The sequence below is a fragment of the Streptomyces sp. NPDC058741 genome (assembly GCF_042746715.1).
Taxonomy (GTDB): Bacteria; Actinomycetota; Actinomycetes; order Streptomycetales; family Streptomycetaceae; genus Streptomyces.
Genome location: NZ_JBHYQH010000070.1, coordinates 1 through 20,420 on the forward strand (window position 1 = coordinate 1; position 20,420 = coordinate 20,420).

19 protein-coding genes, 6 tRNA genes and 3 pseudogenes are annotated in these 20,420 nt (G+C 72.4%); 18 read left to right on the top strand and 10 right to left on the bottom strand.

Features of this window, described 5'->3' with window-relative positions; translation table 11 throughout:
- The 4 genes from cobT to ACFW6P_RS30835 all read left to right on the top strand — a co-directional run.
- Positions 1–2,583, top strand: a 2,583-nt coding sequence (gene cobT, locus ACFW6P_RS30820) for a nicotinate-nucleotide--dimethylbenzimidazole phosphoribosyltransferase (RefSeq protein WP_386425590.1), incomplete at its 5' end; no start/stop codon positions are given.
- A gap of 262 nt (positions 2,584–2,845) precedes the next feature.
- Positions 2,846–4,093: a uroporphyrinogen-III C-methyltransferase gene (gene cobA / locus ACFW6P_RS30825; protein WP_386425593.1), complete on the top strand. Its 1,248-nt coding sequence runs from the start codon at positions 2,846–2,848 to the stop codon at positions 4,091–4,093.
- Positions 4,094–4,157: 64 nt separating this feature from the next.
- Positions 4,158–4,976 carry a TrmH family RNA methyltransferase gene (locus ACFW6P_RS30830; protein WP_386356289.1) on the top strand — a complete coding sequence of 273 codons (819 nt, stop codon included), beginning with the start codon at positions 4,158–4,160 and terminating at the stop codon, positions 4,974–4,976.
- A 9-nt stretch (positions 4,977–4,985) separates the two neighbouring features.
- On the top strand, positions 4,986–5,378 hold the full coding sequence (locus tag ACFW6P_RS30835; RefSeq protein ID WP_386356286.1) for an NUDIX domain-containing protein: 393 nt from the start codon (positions 4,986–4,988) through the stop codon (positions 5,376–5,378).
- Between the two features lie 63 nt (positions 5,379–5,441).
- Here ACFW6P_RS30835 and ACFW6P_RS30840 read toward each other — a convergent pair whose 3' ends face one another.
- Positions 5,442–6,869 (bottom strand): serine/threonine-protein kinase, encoded by a 1,428-nt coding sequence (locus ACFW6P_RS30840; RefSeq protein ID WP_386425596.1) that lies wholly within the window; start codon positions 6,867–6,869, stop codon positions 5,442–5,444.
- A 195-nt stretch (positions 6,870–7,064) separates the two neighbouring features.
- Here ACFW6P_RS30840 and ACFW6P_RS30845 point away from each other — a divergent pair, with 195 nt between their 5' ends.
- The 4 genes from ACFW6P_RS30845 (at position 7,065) to ACFW6P_RS30860 (ending at position 9,357) form a co-directional block, all read left to right on the top strand.
- Complete coding sequence (locus tag ACFW6P_RS30845) at positions 7,065–7,304, top strand: hypothetical protein (protein WP_386356346.1); 240 nt, start codon at positions 7,065–7,067, stop codon at positions 7,302–7,304.
- A 236-nt stretch (positions 7,305–7,540) separates the two neighbouring features.
- Positions 7,541–7,750 (top strand): hypothetical protein, encoded by a 210-nt coding sequence (locus ACFW6P_RS30850; protein ID WP_386356280.1) that lies wholly within the window; start codon positions 7,541–7,543, stop codon positions 7,748–7,750.
- Between the two features lie 301 nt (positions 7,751–8,051).
- The gene (locus ACFW6P_RS30855; protein ID WP_386356277.1) at positions 8,052–8,996 is read left to right on the top strand and encodes a phosphotransferase family protein; all 945 of its coding nucleotides are present in this window, start codon (positions 8,052–8,054) and stop codon (positions 8,994–8,996) included.
- Positions 8,997–9,075: 79 nt separating this feature from the next.
- Positions 9,076–9,357, top strand: a complete 282-nt coding sequence (locus ACFW6P_RS30860) for a zf-TFIIB domain-containing protein (RefSeq protein ID WP_386356275.1) — start codon at positions 9,076–9,078, stop codon at positions 9,355–9,357.
- Positions 9,358–9,416: 59 nt separating this feature from the next.
- Here the strand turns inward: ACFW6P_RS30860 and ACFW6P_RS30865 are convergent.
- The 5 genes from ACFW6P_RS30865 to ACFW6P_RS30885 form a co-directional block, all read right to left on the bottom strand.
- A tRNA-Val gene (locus ACFW6P_RS30865) sits at positions 9,417–9,488 on the bottom strand.
- 43 nt (positions 9,489–9,531) lie between these two features.
- Positions 9,532–9,603: transfer RNA gene (locus ACFW6P_RS30870), tRNA-Val, on the bottom strand.
- Positions 9,604–9,629: 26 nt separating this feature from the next.
- Positions 9,630–9,701: transfer RNA gene (locus tag ACFW6P_RS30875), tRNA-Val, on the bottom strand.
- Between the two features lies 1 nt (position 9,702).
- A tRNA-Cys gene (locus ACFW6P_RS30880) sits at positions 9,703–9,776 on the bottom strand.
- 37 nt (positions 9,777–9,813) lie between these two features.
- Positions 9,814–9,886 (bottom strand) — tRNA-Gly (locus tag ACFW6P_RS30885).
- Between the two features lie 178 nt (positions 9,887–10,064).
- Between ACFW6P_RS30885 and ACFW6P_RS30890 the strand changes: the two genes are divergently transcribed.
- The 3 genes from ACFW6P_RS30890 to ACFW6P_RS30900 all read left to right on the top strand — a co-directional run bounded on the left by ACFW6P_RS30890 (position 10,065) and on the right by ACFW6P_RS30900 (position 12,817).
- Positions 10,065–11,108, top strand: coding sequence for a chorismate-binding protein (locus ACFW6P_RS30890; RefSeq protein WP_386425599.1), 1,044 nt, complete (start codon positions 10,065–10,067; stop codon positions 11,106–11,108).
- A complete protein-coding gene (locus tag ACFW6P_RS30895; protein ID WP_386356269.1) occupies positions 11,105–11,926 on the top strand; it encodes an aminotransferase class IV in 822 nt (273 codons plus the stop codon). Before ACFW6P_RS30890 ends, ACFW6P_RS30895 begins: the two co-directional genes overlap by 4 nt.
- A 66-nt stretch (positions 11,927–11,992) precedes the next feature.
- Positions 11,993–12,817 carry a GNAT family N-acetyltransferase gene (locus tag ACFW6P_RS30900; RefSeq protein WP_386356267.1) on the top strand — a complete coding sequence of 275 codons (825 nt, stop codon included), beginning with the start codon at positions 11,993–11,995 and terminating at the stop codon, positions 12,815–12,817.
- A 33-nt stretch (positions 12,818–12,850) separates the two neighbouring features.
- On the opposite strand, the gene ACFW6P_RS30905 is transcribed toward ACFW6P_RS30900, so the two are convergent.
- Positions 12,851–13,363 (bottom strand): DsbA family protein, encoded by a 513-nt coding sequence (locus tag ACFW6P_RS30905; RefSeq protein WP_386356264.1) that lies wholly within the window; start codon positions 13,361–13,363, stop codon positions 12,851–12,853.
- Between the two features lie 231 nt (positions 13,364–13,594).
- Here ACFW6P_RS30905 and ACFW6P_RS30910 point away from each other — a divergent pair, with 231 nt between their 5' ends.
- Both ACFW6P_RS30910 and ACFW6P_RS30915 read left to right on the top strand, forming a co-directional pair.
- Positions 13,595–14,032 (top strand): hypothetical protein, encoded by a 438-nt coding sequence (locus ACFW6P_RS30910; RefSeq protein WP_386356262.1) that lies wholly within the window; start codon positions 13,595–13,597, stop codon positions 14,030–14,032.
- Between the two features lie 153 nt (positions 14,033–14,185).
- On the top strand, positions 14,186–14,362 hold the full coding sequence (locus ACFW6P_RS30915) for a hypothetical protein (RefSeq protein ID WP_386356259.1): 177 nt from the start codon (positions 14,186–14,188) through the stop codon (positions 14,360–14,362).
- 142 nt (positions 14,363–14,504) lie between these two features.
- On the opposite strand, the gene ACFW6P_RS30920 is transcribed toward ACFW6P_RS30915, so the two are convergent.
- A complete protein-coding gene (locus ACFW6P_RS30920) occupies positions 14,505–15,062 on the bottom strand; it encodes a CGNR zinc finger domain-containing protein (protein ID WP_386356257.1) in 558 nt (185 codons plus the stop codon).
- 292 nt (positions 15,063–15,354) lie between these two features.
- Complete coding sequence (locus ACFW6P_RS30925; RefSeq protein ID WP_004002642.1) at positions 15,355–15,768, bottom strand: SsgA family sporulation/cell division regulator; 414 nt, start codon at positions 15,766–15,768, stop codon at positions 15,355–15,357.
- Positions 15,769–15,959: 191 nt separating this feature from the next.
- On the opposite strand from ACFW6P_RS30925, the gene ACFW6P_RS30930 reads away from it, so the two are divergent.
- The 3 genes and pseudogenes from ACFW6P_RS30930 to ACFW6P_RS30940 all read left to right on the top strand — a co-directional run.
- Entirely contained in the window at positions 15,960–16,418 is a 459-nt protein-coding gene (locus ACFW6P_RS30930) for a TIGR02611 family protein (protein WP_386356255.1), read from the top strand.
- 86 nt (positions 16,419–16,504) lie between these two features.
- A tRNA-Val gene (locus ACFW6P_RS30935) sits at positions 16,505–16,576 on the top strand.
- Positions 16,577–17,031: 455 nt separating this feature from the next.
- A pseudogene (locus ACFW6P_RS30940) lies at positions 17,032–17,831 on the top strand (ABC transporter substrate-binding protein); the annotation flags it as partial.
- Positions 17,832–17,854: 23 nt separating this feature from the next.
- Here the strand turns inward: ACFW6P_RS30940 and ACFW6P_RS30945 are convergent.
- Positions 17,855–18,040: pseudogene (locus ACFW6P_RS30945) on the bottom strand (ISAs1 family transposase); the annotation flags it as partial.
- A gap of 402 nt (positions 18,041–18,442) precedes the next feature.
- Between ACFW6P_RS30945 and ACFW6P_RS30950 the strand changes: the two are divergent.
- Both ACFW6P_RS30950 and ACFW6P_RS30955 read left to right on the top strand, forming a co-directional pair.
- The gene (locus ACFW6P_RS30950) at positions 18,443–19,204 is read left to right on the top strand and encodes a hypothetical protein (protein ID WP_386425601.1); all 762 of its coding nucleotides are present in this window, start codon (positions 18,443–18,445) and stop codon (positions 19,202–19,204) included.
- A 175-nt stretch (positions 19,205–19,379) separates the two neighbouring features.
- Positions 19,380–20,327, top strand: a pseudogene (locus ACFW6P_RS30955) (ISAs1 family transposase); the annotation flags it as partial.
- Positions 20,328–20,420 lie beyond the last annotated feature (93 nt).

The window sequence follows — 20,420 nt, forward strand, 5'->3', positions numbered from 1 at the left end:
GCGACCCCCGAGGCCGGCTCCGCCGCCCCGGAGGCCCCCGGCGAGCCTGCCGCCGAGACGCCGGCCCAGCTGCCCGGCGAGGCGACCCCCGAGGCCGGCTCCGCCGCCCCGGAGGCCCCCGGCGAGCCTGCCGCCGAGACGCCGGCCCAGCTGCCCGGCGAGGCGACCCCCGAGGCCGGCTCCGCCGCCCCGGAGGCCCCCGGCGAGCCTGCCGCCGAGACGCCGGCCCAGCTGCCCGGCGAGGCGACCCCCGAGGCGGGTCCTGCCGCCCTCGACGACCCTGCCGCCGCCGAGGCCGCCGAGGCAGCCGCCGCCCAGGCCGTGCCGGCCGCCGAGCCGCTCGTCGCCGAGCCCGGCGTCCCGGTCGCCGAACCCGTTCCCACTCCCGTCGCCACCCCGGTCGAGGCGACCGGCGCCGACTCGCCCGCCCCCGGCCGGCAGGCGGAGATCCTCGCGCCCGTGGCCCCAGAGGCCCCCGAGGCCCCCGAAGTCACGCCCCCCGCCCCGGCCCCCGAGTCGGCGACGCCCCCCACTCCCGCGGAAGCGACCGTGTCCGAGCAGCCCACCGCCGCTGACGCCACGCCCGCACCCGCCGAGGACGTCACCGTCGCCCTCCCCGCAGAGGCACCGGTCCAGGGCCCCCAGCAGTCCCCGCCCGTCCGGCCCGGCGCGCCGGAACCCGCCGCGCACGTCCCCGCCCCCCGCGAAGGCGACGGCGCAGACGACGCCGAACTCGTGCAGAACGCCGACGACCTGGACACCCGGGCCACCGAACAGGGAGATCTGACGGATCAGGAAAGCCACGAGTCAGAGAGCGCGGCCGCAGTGTCGGAAGCGCGACAGCCGACCGGCCCCGCCGCCCCCGCCTACGACCCCGCCGAGCGCGAGGCCGTCCTGAAGGTCATCCGCGAACGCCGGGACATCCGCAACGGCTTCCGCAGCGACCCCATCCCGCACGAGGTGCTGCTCCGTGTCCTGGAGGCCGCGCACCACGCGCCCTCCGTCGGGCACTCGCAGCCCTGGGACTTCGTCGTCATCCGCTCCGCCGACACGCGGCGCGCGATGCACGAACTGGCCACGCGCCAGCGCGACGCGTACGCGAAGTCCCTCCCCAAGGGCCGGGCCAAGCAGTTCAAGGAACTGAAGATCGAGGCCATCCTCGACACCCCGGTGAACATCGTCGTCACCGCCGACCCGACCCGTGGCGGCCGCCACACCCTCGGCCGTCACACCCAGCCCCAGATGGCCCCCTACTCGGCGGCCCTGGCCGTGGAGAACCTCTGGCTCGCCGCCCGCGCCGAAGGACTCGGCGTCGGCTGGGTCAGCTTCTTCGACGAGCGCGAGATGGTCCGCGCCCTCGGCCTGCCCGAGCACCTCGAGGTCATCGCCTATCTGTGCGTCGGTTACGTCGACGAGTTTCCCGACGAGCCCGAGCTGCTGCAGGCGGGCTGGTCCAAGCGCCGCCCGCTGTCGTGGGTCGTGCACGAGGAGACGTACGGCCGACGCGCACTGCCCGGAGAGGAACCGCACGACCTGCTCGCCGAGACCGTGGCGCAGATCCGCCCGCTGGACGCCAAGGCGCTCGGCGAGGCGTGGGAGCGCCAGAAGCGCATGACCAAGCCAGCCGGAGCACTGGGGATGCTGGAGATCATCTCCGCGCAGCTGTCCGGCCTGTCCCGCCAGTGCCCGCCGCCCATCCCCGAGCCCGCGGCCGTCGCGATCTTCGCGGGCGACCACGGCGTCCACGCCCAGGGGGTGACCCCCTGGCCCCAGGAGGTCACCGCCCAGATGGTGGCCAACTTCCTCGGCGGCGGAGCCGTGTGCAACGCCTTCGCCACCCAGGTGGGCGCCGAGATCTGCATCGTCGACGTGGGCGTCGCCGCCGACCTCCCGGCCACGCCGGGCCTGCTGCCCCGCAAGATCAGGGCCGGTACGTCCGACATGACCACCGGCCCGGCGATGACCCGCGAGGAGGCCAAGCAGGCCATCGAGGTCGGCATCGAGACCGCCCGCGACCTCGTCGCCGCCGGCAACAAGGCCCTGCTCACCGGTGAGATGGGCATCGGCAACACGACCGCGTCCGCGGCTCTGATCGCCGTCTTCACGGGGGCGGACGCGGCCGAGGTGACGGGCCGGGGGACCGGTATCAACGACGAGACCCTCGCCCGCAAGACCGAGGTCGTCCGCCGCGCCCTCGAGCTGCACCAGCCGGACCCGGCCGACCCGATCGGCGTGCTCGCCGCGATCGGCGGCTTCGAGCACGCCGCGCTCGTCGGCCTCCTGCTCGGCGGCGCGTCGCTGCGCACGCCGGTGATCCTCGACGGCGTGAGCGCCGGCGCCGCCGCCCTGGCGGCCCGCGCGATCGCCCCGGAGGTCCTGGCCGCCTGCATCGCGGGTCACCGCAGCGCCGAGCCGGGCCATGTGGCGGCCCTCAACAAGCTGGGTCTGCGCCCCCTGGTCGACCTCGACCTCCGCCTCGGCGAGGGCACGGGCGCGCTCCTGGCCCTGCCCCTGGTCCAGAGCACGGCCCGGGCGATGCACGAGGTGGCGACGTTCGACTCGGCCGGCGTGACCGAGAAGTAGTCCCGGGTGGCCGCGCGGCGGCGGCTCGCAGGCCCCGGGTCCCCGGCCCGGCCCGTGAGTCCCGAGCCGCGCGGCCTTCCCGCGCACGGCAGCCGCACGAGCCTCACGGCAGGCCGGGCCGGGCCGCTTCCGCCCCGCGCGCCCGCCGCCGCACCCGGCCACGGCGCCCAGCCATCGGACACCTGTGCCGCCCCGACCCCCGGCCCCCTAAAATCCGCACGTCAGGGCCGCCGCCGAAACCGCCCCACAGGAGCCGCACCCCATGGCCGAACACCCCGCCTACCCCGTAGGCCTCCGCCTCACCGGCCGCCGCGTGGTCGTTCTCGGCGGCGGCCAGGTCGCCCAGCGCCGCCTGCCCGCCCTGATCGCGGCCGGCGCGGACATCCTCCTCGTGTCCCCCGAGGTCACCCCCTCCGTCCAGGCCATGGCGGACGCCGGCGAGATCGACTGGCGGCAGCGCCGCTACGAGGAGGGCGACCTGGAGGACGCCTGGTACGCCCTCGTAGCCACCAGCGACCTGGAGGCGAACACCCTCGCCTCGGCCGAGGCGGAACGCCGCCGCATCTGGTGCGTCCGCTCCGACGACGCCGACGAGGCCACGGCCTGGACCCCGGCCAGCGGCCACAGCGAGAGCGAGGGCGTCACGGTCGCCGTCCTCACCACCGACGCCCGCGAGCGCGACCCCCGCCACATCGCCGCCATCCGCGACGCGGTCGTCGAGGGCCTGCGCGACGGCACGCTCGTCGCCCCGCACCACCGCACCCGGACGCCCGGCGTCGCGCTGGTCGGCGGCGGTCCCGGTGACCCGGACCTGATCACCGTGCGCGGCCGGCGCCTGCTCGCCGGCGCCGACGTCGTCATCACCGACCACCTGGGCCCGCGCGGCCTGCTCGCGGAACTCCCCCCGAACGTCGAGGTCATCGACGCCGCCAAGCTGCCCTACGGCAGGTTCATGGCCCAGGAGGCCATCAACAACGCCCTGATCGAACACGCGAAGCAGGGCAAGGCGGTCGTACGGCTGAAGGGCGGCGACCCCTTCGTCTACGGGCGCGGCATGGAGGAGGTCCAGGCGCTGGCCGAGGCCGGCATACCCTGCACCGTCGTACCGGGCATCTCCAGCTCCATCTCGGTGCCGGCCGCCGCGGGCATCCCGGTGACCCACCGGGGCGTGGCCCACGAGTTCACCGTGGTCAGCGGCCACGTCGCCCCCGACGACGAGCGCTCCCTGGTCGACTGGCCGTCCCTCGCCAGGCTGACGGGCACGCTGGTGATCCTCATGGGCGTCGGCACGATCGGCAAGGTCGCCGAGGCCCTCATCGCCCACGGCAAGTCCCCGGACACGCCCGTCGCCCTGGTCCAGGAGGGCACGACGGCCGCGCAGCGCCGTGTCGACGCGACCCTGGCGACGGTCGGGGAGACCGTGCGGCGCGAGGACGTGAGGCCGCCGGCGGTCATCGTCGTCGGGGAGGTGGTGAGCGTCGGCCCCGACGCCGCCGCCCACCATGCGTAACCCCTGGTAACAGCACCCGTACCGAGCCGTTGGCACCGCACCCAGGACAAGGCAGTATCACCCTGTGGCCGATCTCATCACCGTCGTCGACCCCGACGACCCACGCCTGCACGACTACACCGGGCTGACCGACGTGGAGCTGCGCCGCAGGCGCGAGCCCGCCGAGGGCCTGTTCATCGCCGAGGGCGAGAAGGTCATCAGACGGGCCAAGGAGGCGGGCTACGAGATGCGGTCCATGCTGCTCTCGGCCAAGTGGGTCGACGTCATGCGCGACGTCATCGACGAACTCCCCGCCCCCGTCTACGCGGTCAGCCCCGACCTCGCCGAGCGGGTCACCGGCTACCACGTGCACCGCGGCGCGCTCGCCTCCATGCAGCGCAAGCCCCTGCCCACGGCGGCCGGCCTCCTGCGGACCGCCCGCCGCGTGGTCGTCATGGAGTCCGTCAACGACCACACCAACATCGGCGCGATCTTCCGCTCGTCGGCCGCGCTCGGCATGGACGCCGTCCTGCTCTCCCCGGACTGCGCGGACCCCCTGTACCGCCGCAGCGTGAAGGTCTCCATGGGCGCGGTCTTCTCCGTGCCCTACGCCCGTCTCGACACCTGGCCCAAGGGCCTGGAGTCGGTCCGCGAAGCCGGCTTCACCCTCCTCGCCCTCACCCCGGACGAGAAGGCCCGGTCCCTGGACGAGTCCGCCCCGCACACCATGGACCGCGTCGCCCTGATGCTGGGCGCCGAGGGCGACGGCCTGTCCACCCAGGCCCTGGTCGCCGCAGACGAGTGGGTGCGCATCCCGATGGCCCACGGCGTCGACTCGCTCAACGTGGGCGCGGCTGCGGCCGTGGCCTTCTACGCGGTCGCCACCGGCCGCCCCCGGACGTAGGGGCCGTCCGTGGAGCAGCGCCAGGCGGTCGTCGCCGTCCTGCTGCGCGGGGAGCGCCTGCTCGCGATCCGGCGCGGGCCCGCCGTCACCCGCCCCGGCTACTGGCAGCCGCTCAGCGGCAAGGTCGAACCGGGGGAGAGCCAGGAGCTGGCGGTCGTCCGGGAGGTCCGCGAGGAGGTCGGCCTGACCGTCGTCCCGCAGGCGAAGGTCTGGGAGTCGGAGACCGACGACGGGCGCTTCCGCCTGCACTGGTGGACCGCCCGCGCGGAGACGGGCGATGTGGTCCCCGACCCGCGGGAGGTCGCCGAGACCCGCTGGGTCACCCCGCGGGAGTTCCTGGCCCTGGACCCGGTCTTCGAGGGCGACCGCGAGTTCTTCGAACGGATCCTGCCGGAGCTGTGACGCCCCGCCGGGCCGCGGTCCGAGCGGCCACGACCGGCGGTCCCGCCACCGCACGTGCCCGCGCTACGGCCCGTGCTCCCGCGTCACCTGCTGCTGCCGTGCGCCGTCCGGGCCCTCGCCGAGTCCCCGCGCCGGCCCCTGGCAGCCCTGCACCAGGGCGATGCCGACCGCGACCAGCAGCGTGACCACGACGAACACGAACAGCCGCTGCCGCAGCAGCCGAGGATTGGCGGGCCGCAGCCCCGTCCCGGTGTTCCTGTGAGCCGGACGCCCGGCACCGCTGTGGGGGGCGGGACGACTGCCGCTGCCCGGCCGCGTGCCGTTGCGCCCCGTGGGGGTCGGCCGTGCCCCGGACCGGGACGAGGAACCGCCGCGCGAGGTGCCGGAGCCGCGCACCGGAGTCCTGCCGCGGCCCGGCCTGCTCCCGCCGGGTGTGCGGGATCCGCCCCGCGCACCGGAACCGCCCTGGGACGCCGGCGCGTCCGGCGACGGCACACCGTCCCCGGGCCCGGGAGAACGCCGCGGCGGGGGAGTGCCCCGGCCCCGCCGCCCCCCGGCCGTGCCCGGCTGGCCCTGCCTGCCCCGGCCGCGCTCGGGATAGGTGTCGACGGGACGGTCGGCCTCGGCGCCGCGCTGCGCGGGCGGACGTACACCGGCCAGGTCCTGCGACTCCCGGGCCGCGATCTCCTTCAGGCGCAGCGACAGCTGGAGTGTGCTGGGCCGCTCCTCGGGGTCCTTCGCCAGACATGCCCGGACCAGCGGGGCGAGCGCGTCCGGTACACCGTGCAACTGCGGCTCCTCGTGCACGACGCGGTACAGCATCACCTCGGAACTGCCGTGCCCGAAGGGCGAGTCGCCCATCGAGGCGTACGCCAGCGTGGCGCCCAGCGAGAACACGTCCGTGGCCGGGGTGACGGCCGCGCCGCGCACCTGCTCCGGCGCGAGGAAGCCCGGCGAACCCACGGCCGTGCCGACGTGCGTGAGCGTCGAGGCGCCGGTGGCCCAGGCGATGCCGAAGTCGATGATCCGCGGCCCCTTGGGCGACAGCAGGATGTTGGACGGCTTCAGGTCCCGGTGCACGACCCCGGCCTCGTGCACCGCGACGAGGCCCTCCGACAGGGCGGCGCCGACAGCGGCGACGTCGGCCGCGCCGAGCGGACCCTCGGCGGCGACCTTGTCGTGCAGGGAGGGGCCCGGTACGTACTGGGTGGCGAACCAGGGGCGGTCGGCGTCCAGGTCGGCGGCCACGAGCCGGGCCGTGCAGCCGCCGCGGATCCGCCGGGCCGCCGAGACCTCACGGGCGAAGCGCGAGCGGAACTCCTGGTCCTCGGCCAGGTCGGGCCGGATGACCTTCAGCGCGACCCGCTGCCCCTTCTTGTCGGAGCCCAGGTAGACCACGCCCATGCCGCCCGCGCCGAGCCGTCTGTGAAGCCTGAACGAGCCGACGACGCGCGGGTCCTCGCGCCTCAGGCGCATCATCGCCATGTTCATCCCCGCTGCCCGGTCCTGTGACGAGCCACAGCTTACGTTTCCACGGCCGCCCGCGCGCAGAGGCCGCGCCCTCTCGTGGGGATGGATTGTCAGTGGTGGGTCGGAGACTTGAAGAGTGGTCAGGGAGAGCGCGAGGAGGCGGACTTCGCGCCGGGGGTGATCCCAACCACCGGTCTCAGAAGGGGGATTGGTCCTCTGAAGGGTGACCCGGTGGAGATAGTCGTGGACGCGGGGGACACGACCCGCACGTACGAGGTGGTGGCGAGCAGGGCGGGCCGCAGGGTGGAGACGGCGGTGCGTCGAGGTGTCGTAGAAGTGAGCGAAGTCACCCGAAGCGGAACGGTCGTGCGTACGGCCCGCTTCATGGCGAACCGGGTGCTCGCGCTGGTGGAGCAGCCGGTTCCGCGGGAGGAGGGCCCCGACAAAGCGGGATGACCGGGGAGCCCCGTCGGGGAAGACCCTGAGCCCTGGTTCCGCGTCTCCACCCAGGGGAGTACGCGGCGGGCGGCGGCTCATCCTCCGGGAGGCCCGGCAATCGGTACGACGGCATGACGCCCGGTGAGGGCCGGGAGCCTAGATTTGAGGTCAAGCGGCGGGTGGCAGCACTCGTCCCCCGAGGTCAGACGCCCGCCGCTGCCGACGACAACCGATCACGGCCCAGGAGAGGGACCATGGCCCACACGGCACCGCGGACGCTGGTCCGCGAGGAGGGACGCAAGGCGTACGCCGCCGCGTTCCGCCCCCGCCGTCAGGGCCGTCGCCACCCCGTGGTGGCGACGCTGATGGCTCTTCCCCTGGCGGTCCTGCTCCTCCTCGTCTTCGACGGGTGGGAGACAGTGGCCACACAGGCGTCGTCCGTGGGCGAGATGCTGGGGCGCTGAGCGGCGACCCAGGCCCGGAAGAGCGGTCCGGGCGGGGACATCCACCCATGAAACCCCGTGGGGACGGGGGTGCGGCGGACGGCACACATGCCGGCGCAGCTGGGGAGCTGCGCCGGCATTGCCGTTCCCGCCGGTGTCCGAGGCGCTCCGCCGCACCACGAGGTGCCGGCCCGTGCACGGCGCCCGGGGCCGTCCGCCGGCCCGGCCGCGCGCCCACCCGGGGACGCCGATCAGCACACGCCCGCCGTCGCCCCGCCGACCTCCCCGTACCCTCGACCCAGACCCACACCGACGGAGCCCCGTGAAGCCCGCCCCCGACCCGCTCGCGCTCGCCCTCACCGCCACGGCCCGGGCGGCGGCCCACGCGCGCACGCCGACGGCCTGCCCCTGCGGCGCGGCCACACTCGCCGACCGCCCCGACGGCCTCGTCGTCCGCCACGCGGACACCGTCGCCAAGGCCCACCCCCCGGGCACGGACCTCACTGACCTCACGAGCCGCCTGGCGGTCGCCGCCCGCCACCCCGGCATCCTCCTGGCCCCGCTCGCCCCCACCCCGGCCGAGCTGCACGACCGCCCGGTCACGTTCTGGCCCTACGGAACCCCCGTGGACCCGGACGATCCCGACGCCGCTCCCTGGGAGGCCGCCGCCACCCTCCTCGCCCGGCTGCACCGCACCCCGGCCCCGCCCGCCCTGCCCGCCATGCGCGGCCCCGCCCGGGCGGCCCGGTCCGTCGCCCGGCTCGCCGAGGCCGGGCGGCACCCCGGCGCCGCCCCCGTCCTGCGCGCCTGGCACACCCTCCCGCCCTGGGCCCGAGCCGAGGCGCCGATGCCGGACACGAGCACGCTGTGCCACGGCGACCTGCACCTCGGCCAGCTGGTACGCCACCCGGCACCGCACGGCCCCTGGCTGCTCATCGACGTGGACGACCTCGGCACCGGCGTCCCGGCCTGGGACCTCGCCCGCCCCGCCGCCTGGTACGCCTGCGGCCTGCTCCCGCCCGACGAATGGGCCCGCTTCCTCGCCGCCTACCGGGAGGCCGCAGGCCCGGCCGTCCCCGCCGACGGCGACCCATGGCCCGCCCTGGACGTCCCCGCCCGCGCCCTGACCGTGCAGACCGCCGCCCGGGCCGTCACCAAGGCGGTCGCGGCCGGGAGCCCGCTGGACGAGGCGGAACAGGCGGTCGTGGACGCCTGCGACCGCATGGCACCCCTCCCGCCCCGGCCGGCACAGGAGCACCCGACGTAGGGTGCAACCGACCGCAGCCGGACGGAGTCTGTCCTGGCGAGACGTGAAGCGGGACCGACCGGCGAGGAGTTGAACGACCATGCAGTGTCCGAAGTGCCGTGCGCCGATGCACACCTACAACCGCAACGGCGTCCAGATCGAGCAGTGCAGCGGCTGCCGCGGGATCTTTCTCGACTACGGAGAACTGGAGGCGCTGACCCGCCTGGAGTCCCAGTGGTCACAGGCCGCCCCGCCGCCCCCGCCCGCTCCGCAGGCCTACCCGGCTCCGCCGGCCCCGGCCTGGGGCGCCCCGCACGGCGGCCACGGTCATCACGGCCACCACCGCCACAAGAGCTTCGGGCGCATGCTCTTCTCGTCCTGAGGCGAGCGGCACGACGAAGCCCCCGGCCGTTGCGCACGGCCGGGGGCTTCATCGTGGTGTGGACGATACTGGGATTGAACCAGTGACCTCTTCCGTGTCAGGGAAGCGCTCTCCCGCTGAGCTAATCGTCCTCGGGACCACGACCACGCCGTGGAGCGGATCATGGGCAGTGCGTGCGCGATACTGGGATTGAACCAGTGACCTCTTCCGTGTCAGGGAAGCGCTCTCCCGCTGAGCTAATCGCGCGGGTCGGGATCTTCGAGAAGATCCAGTGGACGATACTGGGATTGAACCAGTGACCTCTTCCGTGTCAGGGAAGCGCTCTCCCGCTGAGCTAATCGTCCTTGGAGGTGGAGACGGGATTTGAACCCGTGTAGACGGCTTTGCAGGCCGTTGCCTCGCCTCTCGGCCACTCCACCAGGAGTGTAGGGGACCGGTGAGCCCCCTGTTCCTTCGAGCGGACGACGAGGCTCGAACTCGCGACCTCAACCTTGGCAAGGTTGCGCTCTACCAACTGAGCTACGTCCGCCTGTCGTTTCGGTCCGCTCTCGCGGCCCGGCGACGTGTTGAACTCTAGCGGATTCCGGGGCCAGTACAAAAACGCGTTTGTGCAGCGTGCTGCGCCTCACCTGCTCAGGGACGTCGCAGTGCCTGCCGAGAGGACATCCCCCGGTCACCCGCCGGGCACCCGCCATAGACTCGACCGCGTGCTCGACCTCCCTCCCCTCGCCCGCTTCGGCGACCGCACCGCCACCGGGCTCCTCGACGTCACCGACGACCCCGAGGCCCTGGACTCCAGCGGCTTCTGGGCCGTCTGCGCCGACTTCGAGGGCCGTCTGACCTGCGCCCGCTTCCGGGACGTGCGGACGGCGCAGGTGCCCGCTCCCCGGCCCGGTGCGTGGCGCGGACCGGCGGCGGGTGACTGGACGTCCTCGCTGGACCGCGCCGCGTACACGGCGGCCGTGCGGCGCGTCCGCGAGCACATCGCGGCCGGTGAGGTCTACCAGGCGAACCTGTGCCGGGTGCTGTCCGCGCCCGTTCCCTCCGGCGTCGACGTCGACGCCCTCACCGCGCTGCTGGCCCGGGGCAATCCGGCGCCCTACGCAGGAACGATCCGCCTGCCCGCGCACGGCGTGGAGATCGCCACCGCGTCCCCCGAACTGTTCCTGCGGCGTGACGGACGCGTGGTCGAGTCCGGGCCGATCAAGGGCACCGGCCGCACCGAGGCGGACCTGCTGGAGAAGGACTTCGCCGAGAACGTGATGATCGTGGACCTGGTCCGCAACGACATCGGGCGGGTGTGCGCCACGGGCAGTGTGACGGTGCCCGACCTGTGCGTGGTGGAGAAGCACCCGGGGCTGGTCCACCTGGTCTCGACGGTCCGCGGCGAACTGCGGGACGGGGCCGGCTGGGCCGAGCTGCTCGCCGCCGCCTTCCCTCCCGGCTCCGTCACCGGCGCCCCCAAGTCCCGTGCCCTGCGGATCATCGAGGCGCTGGAGTCGGCACCCCGGGGGCCGTACTGCGGGGGCATCGGCTGGGTCGACGCCGACCGGGACGTCGCGGAGCTGGCCGTCGGCATCCGCACCTTCTGGATCGACCGGGCCGAGGGCATGCTGCGCTTCGGCACCGGCGCCGGCATCACCTGGGGTTCCGATCCCGAGGGGGAGTGGCGCGAGACCGAGCTCAAGGCATCCCGGCTGCTCGCGATAGCGTCGGGAGCGTACGAGGTGAGTGGAGAGGACCTGACGTGAAGATCTGGCTCGACGGCGGGCTGCAGGACATCGAGTCCGCCCGCGTCTCCGTCCTCGACCACGGACTGACCGTGGGCGACGGCATCTTCGAGACGGTCAAGGCCGTCCACGGCCGGGCGTTCGCCCTCACCCGGCACCTCGACCGGCTCACCCGCTCCGCGCGCGGCCTCGGCCTGCCCGACCCGGACCTCGACGAGGTGCGCCGCGCCTGCGCCGCCGTCGTCGAGGCCAACCCGATGCCGCTCGGCCGCCTCCGTATCACCTACACCGGCGGCCACGGCCCGCTCGGTTCCGACCGCGGCGAGCACGGCCCGACTCTCGTCGTCGCCCTCGGCGAGACCACCCGCCGCCCCGACTCCACCGCCGTCATCACGGTCCCCTGGACCCGCAACGAGCGCGGCGCACTGGCCGGACTGAAGACCACCTCCTACGCGGAGAACGTCGTCGCCCTCGCCCGTGCCCGCGAACAGGGCGCCACCGAGGCGCTGTTCGCCAACACGGTGGGGCAGCTGTGCGAGGGCACCGGATCGAACGTCTTCGTCGTCCTGGACGGCGAGATCCACACCCCGCCGATCGCCTCCGGCTGCCTCGCCGGTATCACACGCGCGCTGACCGCCGAATGGACCGGCGCCAGGGAGACCGACCTCCCCCTCGAGGTCCTGGAGCGGGCCGACGAGGTATTCCTGACCTCCACCCTGCGGGACGTCCAGGCCGTGCGCCGGGTCGACGGCCGTGAGCTGCCCGGAGCGCCGGGCCCGGTGACCGCCAAGGCCATGCGCGTCTTCGAGGAGCGCTCCGGGGACGATCTCGACCCCTGACCGTCCGTCCCGGGACCACCGGTTAATGGGCTGAGCAGGGTCCCGGTTGCGGGTAGAACACCTGTGATGACCACGACCCTGCGGCCGACCGAGCCGCTTCAGCGAAACGCCGACGGGACGCGCTCGCGCCGTTACCAGGTGTGCGTGAACAGCCGTCCCGTGGGAGCGATACACCTCGGCACGCATCCGGTGTTCGGCGACGCGGTGGCCCGGATCATGACGCTGCGCATCGAGGAACCGGACCGCGGACGGGGCCGGGGCACCGTGGCCGCGCTCGCCGCGGAGGAGGTGGCGCGCGGCTGGGGGTGCCGCCGTATCGAGGCCGCGGTCCCGGCCGGAGCCGAGGCGGCGTTCCGGCTCGCCACCGCGCTCGGCTACGTGGTGCGCAACCGCGGCATGGAGAAAGCACTCGGCGACACCCCACCGGACCTGCCGGAGGGCAGCCGGGCCCGGCCCATGACCGAGGCGGAGTACGTCCCCTGGCTGGCCGGGGGCAAGGAGAAGTACGCGCGCAGCTGGACCGAGCGGGGTGTCCCCGAGGCCGAGGCCCGGGCCAAGTCCGAGCGGGATCACGCCACCTTGCTCCCGGAGGGCCTGGCCACCCCCGGCATGTTCGTCAGCGTCGTCGAGCACCGGGGGACACCGGTGGGCACGCTGTGGCTGGCCGTCCGGGAGAACACCGGCTTCGTCTTCGACGTCGAGACCCACGCCGCCCACCGGGGCCGGGGGCACGGCCGCACCCTCATGCTGCGCGCCGAGGCCCAGACGATCGCCGAGGGCAGGAACACCCTCGGCCTCAACGTCTTCGCCGGCAACACCCCGGCCGAGCGGCTCTACGCGTCCCTGGGGTACGAGACCACGCAGTACGCCGTGTACAAGCCACTGCTGTGACGGCCCGGAGGGGAACCGGGAGCGGGACGGGGCTCAGTGCTCCCGGCCGGCCAGCAGCCGGTCCGCGATCTCCTCGATCCGCTCGCGCAGCCCCTCCTGGCTCTTGCCGCCGTCGAGCCGCTCACCGCCGATGACGTACGTCGGCGTGCCGGTCACACCGATCGCCTTGCCCTCGGCCTGGTCGGCGTCCACGATCAGGATGTGCCGGCCGTCGACCAGCGCCGTGTCGAACTCCTCGGCGTCCAGATCCAGTTCCCGGGCCAGCTCGACCAGGAAGGGCTCTCCCTCGCGGCCCAGCTCCTCGACCCGGCCCAGCAGGGCCTCCGCGTACGCCCAGCCCTGGCCCTGCTCCCACGCCTCCTCCGCGGCCTGGGCGGCGGCGAAGGCGTGCTTGTGCTTCTCCAGGGGGAAGTGCCGCAGCCGCAGCTCCAGACGCGGGCCGTAGCGTTCGCGCAGGGCACGGACGTCGTCCAGTGCCGTACGGCAGTCCGTGCACTGCAGGTCGCACCAGATCTCGAGGACGGGGGCGGGGGAGGAGTCGCTCATGCGCACAGTCTCCCAGCCCCGCGACGGCCGCCCCAACCGGATGCCCCTGTCGCGGACGGCACGTGTACCGCGCCTGCTCCGGAGGCGGGGTCCGCGACCGGCACCTGCGAAGGAGGCGACCCGGAGATCTCCCTGATGCAGGGGGCCGGAGCGTGGCCCGCCGGGGCGCCGTGGGTGCAGGATGGAAGGGACGAAGTGCCCTGTCAGACCCGCGTACGCCTGGAGGACCGGATGATTGCCGAGACCGTCTGCTCCGCCGTCTCCGCGGCCGGCCTGGGCATCGCGGCCGTGACGGCGTACCGCAAGCGTTTCCTCACGGCGGTGCGGATCGCCGCCTACTCCCTCGTGCCGGTCGGCCTCGTGATGACCGGTGTCGTCGACTGGCTGGCCGACACCGCCCTCAGCCCCATGGCCTGGGCGGGCTTCGGCGTGCTCGGCCTGTCGTGGGTGCTCTTCGCGACCACGCGCGTCGTGGAGCGCCGCCGCGGCGGCACCCGCAAGGAGCGCAAGGCCGCCCGGGCGGCGGACGGGTCCGGGGCGGTGGCCCCCTCGGCCTCGGCGCCCTCCCTGGGGCAGGGCTCCCGCCCGGCGGGCCGGCCCGGGGCGGCGCCCAAGGGCGACGACGACTTCAGCGACATCGAGGCCATCCTGAAGAAGCACGGCATCTGACCGCGGCGCGCCGGGCTGAATAGTCACATAAAGCCCCCGAATGTGCGGAAGTGATCACAAACTGGACCGGACCACATGGAATCGGTGCACTCCCGTACGGAACGAGCCCCCGGATCGCGTCCGGCGGGGTGACTGCGTCATCATCGCCGCGAGATGCTGGACACGACGGAACAGAGCGACCCCGCGCCGCCGCAGGACGGGCCGCGTCCCCCACAGGACGAGGCACGGGGTTGCCTCTTCGCCCTTTCCCAGCCACCGCTGATGATCTTCCTTGCGGTGATCGGGTGTCTGCTGCTCATGGCCTCGCTGCACGACCTGCTGCTGCTGTGAGCCGTACCCGCGGTACCCGGCGCCACCCGCCGGGGCCGCGGCCTTCTTGAAGCGGTGTCCGGGTCCCGCTCTCCAGAAGCGGTGTCCGGGACCCGTTCCCCCGCACCGGTGTCCCATACCTGATCCCCAGCCGTGCGGCGGATCAGCCCGCAGCCTCCTTGCGGCGTGCCCGGTACGCGGCCACGTGCAGGCGGTTGCCGCAGGTGCGGCTGTCGCAGTAGCGCCGCGAGCGGTTGCGGGAGAGGTCGACGAAAGCGCGCCGGCAGTCGGGCGCCTCGCAGCGCCGCAGCCGCTCCTGCTCCCCGGCCACCACGAAGAACGCCAGCGCCATGCCGCAGTCGGCCGCCAGGTGGTCGGCGACGGAGGCGCCGGGCGCGAAGTAGTGGACGTGCCAGTCGTAGCCGTCGTGGTCCGTGAGCCGGGGGGTCGTGCCGGCGGCGGCGACCAGTTCGTTGATCAGTCCCGCGGCGGTCCGGGCGTCGGGGGAGGCGAAGACCGCGGCGAACCGGCCGCGGATCTTGCGCACCGCGGAGAGGTCGAACTCGGAGAGCACTCCGACGTCACTGATCTCGTGGTTCCGCACGAAGTCCGCGAGGGCCGCCACGTCCGGCAGCCCGTCCGCCGTGGCGTCCTCCGGTGCGGTGTTCACCAGATCGACCACGGTGTCGAGGGCGCACCGGGTGTCGTGGGTGATCAGCACGATTCGCTCCCTGGCCTGGGGGTCGGGCGGGCGCCCGCCGATGCTGGCCGATGGTAACGGCTGATCCTCCGCCGGGCCGCCCCCATGCCCGCACATGGCTTCGACGTCCATGTCAACGCCGCCGGGCCCGGCATGGTTCCCGAGCGGACACCCGGGTGTGCGGAGCGTCACGCACACCGGCGCCGCCCCGCGTGAGCCGCGGTGCCGGCGCCGGTGTGCTCCGTATGGAATTGTCCAGGCCCGAGCCGTCTCCCCGAGTCGACGGCACCGGGCGGCCTGTGAGGCCCTCGACCTAGCTTTCCGCCAGGATGTGCGAGAGCTCCTGGTCGAGATCGAAGTGCCGGTGCTCCGTGCCGGGGGGCACGGCGGCGTCTGTGCGCTTCAGGAAGGACTCCAGGGCACGTGCGGGGGCCTCGAGCAGGGCCTCTCCCTCCGGAGAGCTCAGGGCGATGCACACGACGCCCTGGCCATGACTGCGCGACGGCCAGACGCGGACGTCGCCGGTGCCCGTAGGGCGGTGAAGTCCCTCGGCGAGGAGGTCGCGGGCGAACACCCACTCGACGGTTTCCTCGGCTCCGGTGTGGAAGGTGGCGTGCACGGCGTAGGGGTCGGCCGTGTCGTACCGCAGGCCTGCGGGGACAGGCAGGGAGGACTCGCTCGACACAACGAGGCGCAGGTGCAGCTCGCAGCTGACCGTGGTGTTCATAAGCGCCAGGGCCTTTCGCTCAGTGTGCGCTCGGGGATTCGCACGTCGGCGAAATCGACATGCCACCTGCGGTGCCGTTGTAAACCCCTCTGAGTGTTTTGCGTGCCTTTACGTAACTCTTCCGGCCGAGAGATCGTTCGCGCGGTGCGTCCATTCCGGTGACTCGTTTCGCTCGGGTAGTGTTTGGCCGTATGAATACGGGGAGTAGCGAGCCGGGCGAGGTGGCCGTGGCGTCCGACGAGGCGGGGACGGAAGAGGTGTGCGGCGAGCAGGAGCGGGGGCTCGGCTCGCGGGCTCCGCAATTCATCAGGGCGCGCCGTCTCCTGCATGTGAGCTGGCAGGTCGGCGTCTTCGTCATCGGGCTCGCGGTCGTCGTCGCGGGCATCATCATGCTGCCCCTGCCGGGGCCGGGCTGGGTCGTCATCTTCGGTGGCATGGCCATCTGGGCGACGGAGTTCGTGTGGGCGCAGCTGGTGCTCCGCTGGACCAAGCGGAAGGTCACGGAGGCTGCGCACCGGGCGCTCGATCCCAGAGTGCGGCGGCGCAACATCATCCTGACGACGGTCGGGCTGGTGATCGTGGCCGTACTGGTCGGTGTCTACGTGTGGAAGTTCGGCATCGCCATGCCGTGGAAGATCGAGAACCAGTGAACCGGGTGTGAGCGGTGGTGGGGGTGCCGGCGTCGGCCGCTGGTCACAGGCACCCCCTGACATGGGGTAATGTTCTTGCTGCGTCCGGGCGATTAGCTCAGTGGGAGAGCGCTTCGTTCACACCGAAGAGGTCACTGGTTCGAACCCAGTATCGCCCACCCGGAACTACGGCCCACCTGCGATTGTGCGGGTGGGCCGTTTGCGTTTGCTCGCCGGTGGTCGGGGCGGTGCCTGCGGCGGCCTGTGCGGGGGTGCGCGTTGCGCCTCTTCGCGTGTGGTGGTCGGGGTCGCGCCGAGGGTGTCCGTCCTCGGGGCGGCGCGATGGAGTTGCTTACCGGCTGGATGGCGTTGACGCGCAACCGCTGCGGGCGGGTACCCCCGGCACGTCCCCTTTCCGTGCTGGTGCTGGTGCTGGTGCTGGTGCTGGTGCTGGTGCGCTGGGGTGCGCCGTGTGACCGGATCAGTGTCAGGCGCCGTGTCCCAGGGGCGTCGCCCGTTCTCCTGAGAAGTTCCTGTCCGAATCATTGACGCACACCCACCCTCCGTGTCTTGTGCCGGCAAGCTCTTGCTTGAAACGATTCATCTGAACGATGGTGCGGGGAGGTCCGAACCGGTGCACGGCAGGAATGTCGAGAGGCGGGGGATCCCGAAGGCGGCCGGTGCCACCACAGCCACGCTGCGGCTGGCGGCGACCACCGGGTGCGGTGGCGACTAGGGGGTCTCCCCGGACCGGCCGGTGACGATCCGTTACGCGTGGCAGGGTGCGGAGGACTGCGCCCAGAGAATCAACAAGACCATCGAGCGCTTCGAGAAGAAGTACCCGAAGATCAAGGTGAAGACGGACTTCCAGCCTTATCCGGACTCCTGGAAGAAGTTCAACATCCAGGCCTCCGGAGGGAATCCGCCGGACGTGTTCCAGAATGCCATCGGCTTACCGCGCAAATACGACGCGAAGAACGTGCTGCTGGATCTCAGCGAGCAGGTCGAGGCCGGGCACCTGCGGATGGACGGATTCCGGGCGGTGCCGGAGAAGTCCGGCGAGGTCGACGGCAGGCTCCTGGGCGTTCCGGTCGGTTCGAACTCCATGTCCCTGGTCATCGACAAGCCCGTCCGCACCCGGGGCGGGTGTGAAGCCCGAGCAGGGCTGGACCTGGGACGACTTCGACGCGGGGATGAGGAGGATCCGTGACAGGACGGGCCGGGCCGGCGACAGCGGCATGTACGGCGTCACGTACCCGTACGACCTGTACCTGCGTCAGAAGGGCAAGGCCTTCTTCACGGAGGACGGGCTCGGTTTCACCGAGGCCGACCTGACGGACTGGTGGGCGAAGGCGGAGACGGGCGTCAGGGACGGCCGCTACGCCGATCCCAAGAAGGTCCGCCCAGATCAAGCCCAAGGCCAGGGCCCCGGCGAGTGCCTGGATAGTCCGGTTTGATCATGTGATGCGGTAGAGGGTGAGGACGCGGGGGCGGTCGGTGTGGGCTCGGCGTCCGGCGGCGGTGTTGACGTAGCCGGCGAGCTTGAGCGCGGTGCGGATCAGGTCGCGGAGGGCAGCGAGTACGGCGGGCGCGTTGTGGGTCCTGACTTGGGACTTGTCCTCGTTAAAGGTGACATCCCGGCACAAGCCGCCGCCGCAGCCGTACCGGCTCGGCGCGGGCGGCCGCCCGGTGGGCCCGGCGCTGTTCGCGCTCGGTTCCGCCGTCGGGCGTCACCGGATCCGGCCGAGGGGGCTGCGTGGACAGCAGGGGGCGGAGGTAGCCGTAGCCGGCCGGGCCGCGGCCTGCCGGCGGTGACGTCGACCCCGGCGTCTCCGGCTCCGCTGAACTTTGTGACAGAGGCGTAGCCGTACTGCGATGAACCGCCGAGGAGTTGGGGGGTAAATGTGAGGGGCCGGATTGTAGTGGTCAGGGCCTTAGAAGCTGTGTCTCATCACGCATGCCAAGTGCGAAGGGGGCACCTGGTGAAGGCCCCGGTGGCTGGTGCTCGGCGGGGAAAACACTGGGGTAATCGCCAAGGGGGTTGAGTGGTTCAGGATCAACAGTCTCAGCAAGGTCCGCAACCAGCGGATGGCGGAGCATCGGATCAGAATCAAGCAGGCGACTCCTCCACTCAGCAGCCGCGGCGGCGCATCGACTGGATACTAGCCAGCACTGTGATCGCGGCACTCGCAGCCTCCGGAGGTCTGGCCTTCTCTGGCTGGACCAGCTACTACAGCGTTCGGACTGCGCAGGCCCAGCTCGACCAGTCACGCGAGGACGCCGACTGGGAACTCCGTCAGCAGGCTGTACAGGTCTCGACCTGGACCCAGGTCGACGGCACCAACGCGCCACGCGGAGAGCCGGGCAAAACCACTGGCTTCGTAATGAACCGCTCATTGGATCCGGTCGCCCGGGTCATCATCGGCATTGCCACGGAAGCCGATTCCAAGGAAAAGGCGCACAACTTCACGCTCGAGCTGGGGGACCTGCCCCCGTGCTCCAAGGTGACCATCCCAGCAGAAGTTGTGCATGCCGCGGGTATCAGAATGGAAGTCAACTACAGGATCGTTGGGGTATCCCTCGCTGACGTCTACGGCCAGCGGTGGACCCGTCTATCGTCTGGCCCTCTGCTACGGATCAAGGAGGCGTCAGGCAAAGAAAAAGATGAGACCCCCTACTACCAGGGGGCGATCAACAAGGCGCTGTTCGGGGTCATGTACATCCCAGGTGCGAGTGGCATCCCAGGAGCGGGCAACTCTCCAGTGGCTGCCCCGGAGCCGCTTAAAGACTGCGGGACGGACAAGTAGGCAGCCCGTCGCCACCGAAGTGCGAGACGCACCACCGGCGAATGCAGGGCCCCGGCATTTGTCCGGATCGTCTTGTCCTGGGGTGATTGATCTCGACGGCCGGGCCCCGGAAGGGGGTGAATACGGCACCTGTGGATCATGTAGTTCTCTACGCTGCAAGATCCACGAAGGTGCCGTGTTCGTTCCTCCATCATCCCCTGTCGCTGTCCCCGCGCCGCGTGCGCTCCGCCTGGAAGCCCTCGGCGAGGGTGCCGCCAAGGAGCAAGTCCGCTGCCTGGTCGCGGAGTTCGAGTCGGTCACCGATCCGAGAGGGGCTTGCGGAGTGCGGTACCGGCTCTCCTCGCTGCTGGCCCTGGTGGTCTGCGCGATGATACCCGCCGGCCACGACTCGATCACCGCGGCGGCGGAGTGGTGCCGACGTGCGACGCCGGAGGAACTGGCCGCCTTCGGCCTGCCTTACCACCCGCTCCTTGGCCGCTACCGGGTGCCGAGCGAGAAGACCCTGCGCAGCGTCCTGTGCAGGGTCGATCCCGGTGAGATCGGCGCGGCCGGCTACGCATACCTGCGGCCCCTGCTGTCCGCACAGCCCCGCCGGCCGGAGCCGGTGATGCCCGACGGCGGCACCGAGCGCGAACAGCGCCGGGCCCACCGGGCGGCCGCCCGCACCGAGCCGGTACGGCTGCGGCGGCGGGCGATCGCGGTGGACGGCAAGTGCCTGCGTGGCGCGAGACGCCCGGACGGCAGCCGGGTCTTCGTCCTGTCCGCCGTCCGTCACGGCGACGGTGTCACTCTCGCTTCCCGCGAGATCGGCGCGAAGACCAACGAAATCCCCGAGTTCGCACCACTCCTCGACCAGATCAACGACGCGGATCTCGCGGGAGCGGTCGTTACCGCCGATGCCCTCCACGCCCAACGCGACCACGCCACCTACCTGCGCGAACGCGGCGCTCACTACCTGCTGACCATCAAGAACAACCAGCGCGGCCAGGCCCGTCAACTCCACGCCCTGCCCTGGAAGGAGATCCCCGTGATCCATCGCGACGACGACCGGGGCCACGGCCGTCACGAGCAGCGGCTCGTGCAGGTCGTCACCGTCGAGGGCCTGCTCTTCCCGCACGCCGCCTAGTGTCCTGAGTCGGGAATTCGGTTCAGATATCCGGCGAGGCGTTCGAGGAGCTCGTCCGCGGTCTTCGTCCAGACGAAGGGCTTCGGATCC

Bases quoted from the DNA above. Each gene is read 5' to 3' on its own strand.
- ACFW6P_RS30910 (WP_386356262.1), top strand. From the start codon at position 13,595: ATGATTGCCGAGACCGTCTGCTCCGCCGTCTCCGCGGCCGGCCTGGGC.
- ACFW6P_RS30915 (WP_386356259.1), top strand. From the start codon at position 14,186: ATGCTGGACACGACGGAACAGAGCGACCCCGCGCCGCCGCAGGACGGG.
- ACFW6P_RS30930 (WP_386356255.1), top strand. From the start codon at position 15,960: ATGAATACGGGGAGTAGCGAGCCGGGCGAGGTGGCCGTGGCGTCCGAC.
- ACFW6P_RS30925 (WP_004002642.1), bottom strand. From the start codon at position 15,768: ATGAACACCACGGTCAGCTGCGAGCTGCACCTGCGCCTCGTTGTGTCG.
- ACFW6P_RS30900 (WP_386356267.1), top strand. From the start codon at position 11,993: ATGACCACGACCCTGCGGCCGACCGAGCCGCTTCAGCGAAACGCCGAC.
- ACFW6P_RS30860 (WP_386356275.1), top strand. From the start codon at position 9,076: ATGCAGTGTCCGAAGTGCCGTGCGCCGATGCACACCTACAACCGCAAC.
- ACFW6P_RS30850 (WP_386356280.1), top strand. From the start codon at position 7,541: ATGGCCCACACGGCACCGCGGACGCTGGTCCGCGAGGAGGGACGCAAG.
- ACFW6P_RS30840 (WP_386425596.1), bottom strand. From the start codon at position 6,869: ATGAACATGGCGATGATGCGCCTGAGGCGCGAGGACCCGCGCGTCGTC.
- cobA (WP_386425593.1), top strand. From the start codon at position 2,846: ATGGCCGAACACCCCGCCTACCCCGTAGGCCTCCGCCTCACCGGCCGC.
- ACFW6P_RS30905 (WP_386356264.1), bottom strand. From the start codon at position 13,363: ATGAGCGACTCCTCCCCCGCCCCCGTCCTCGAGATCTGGTGCGACCTG.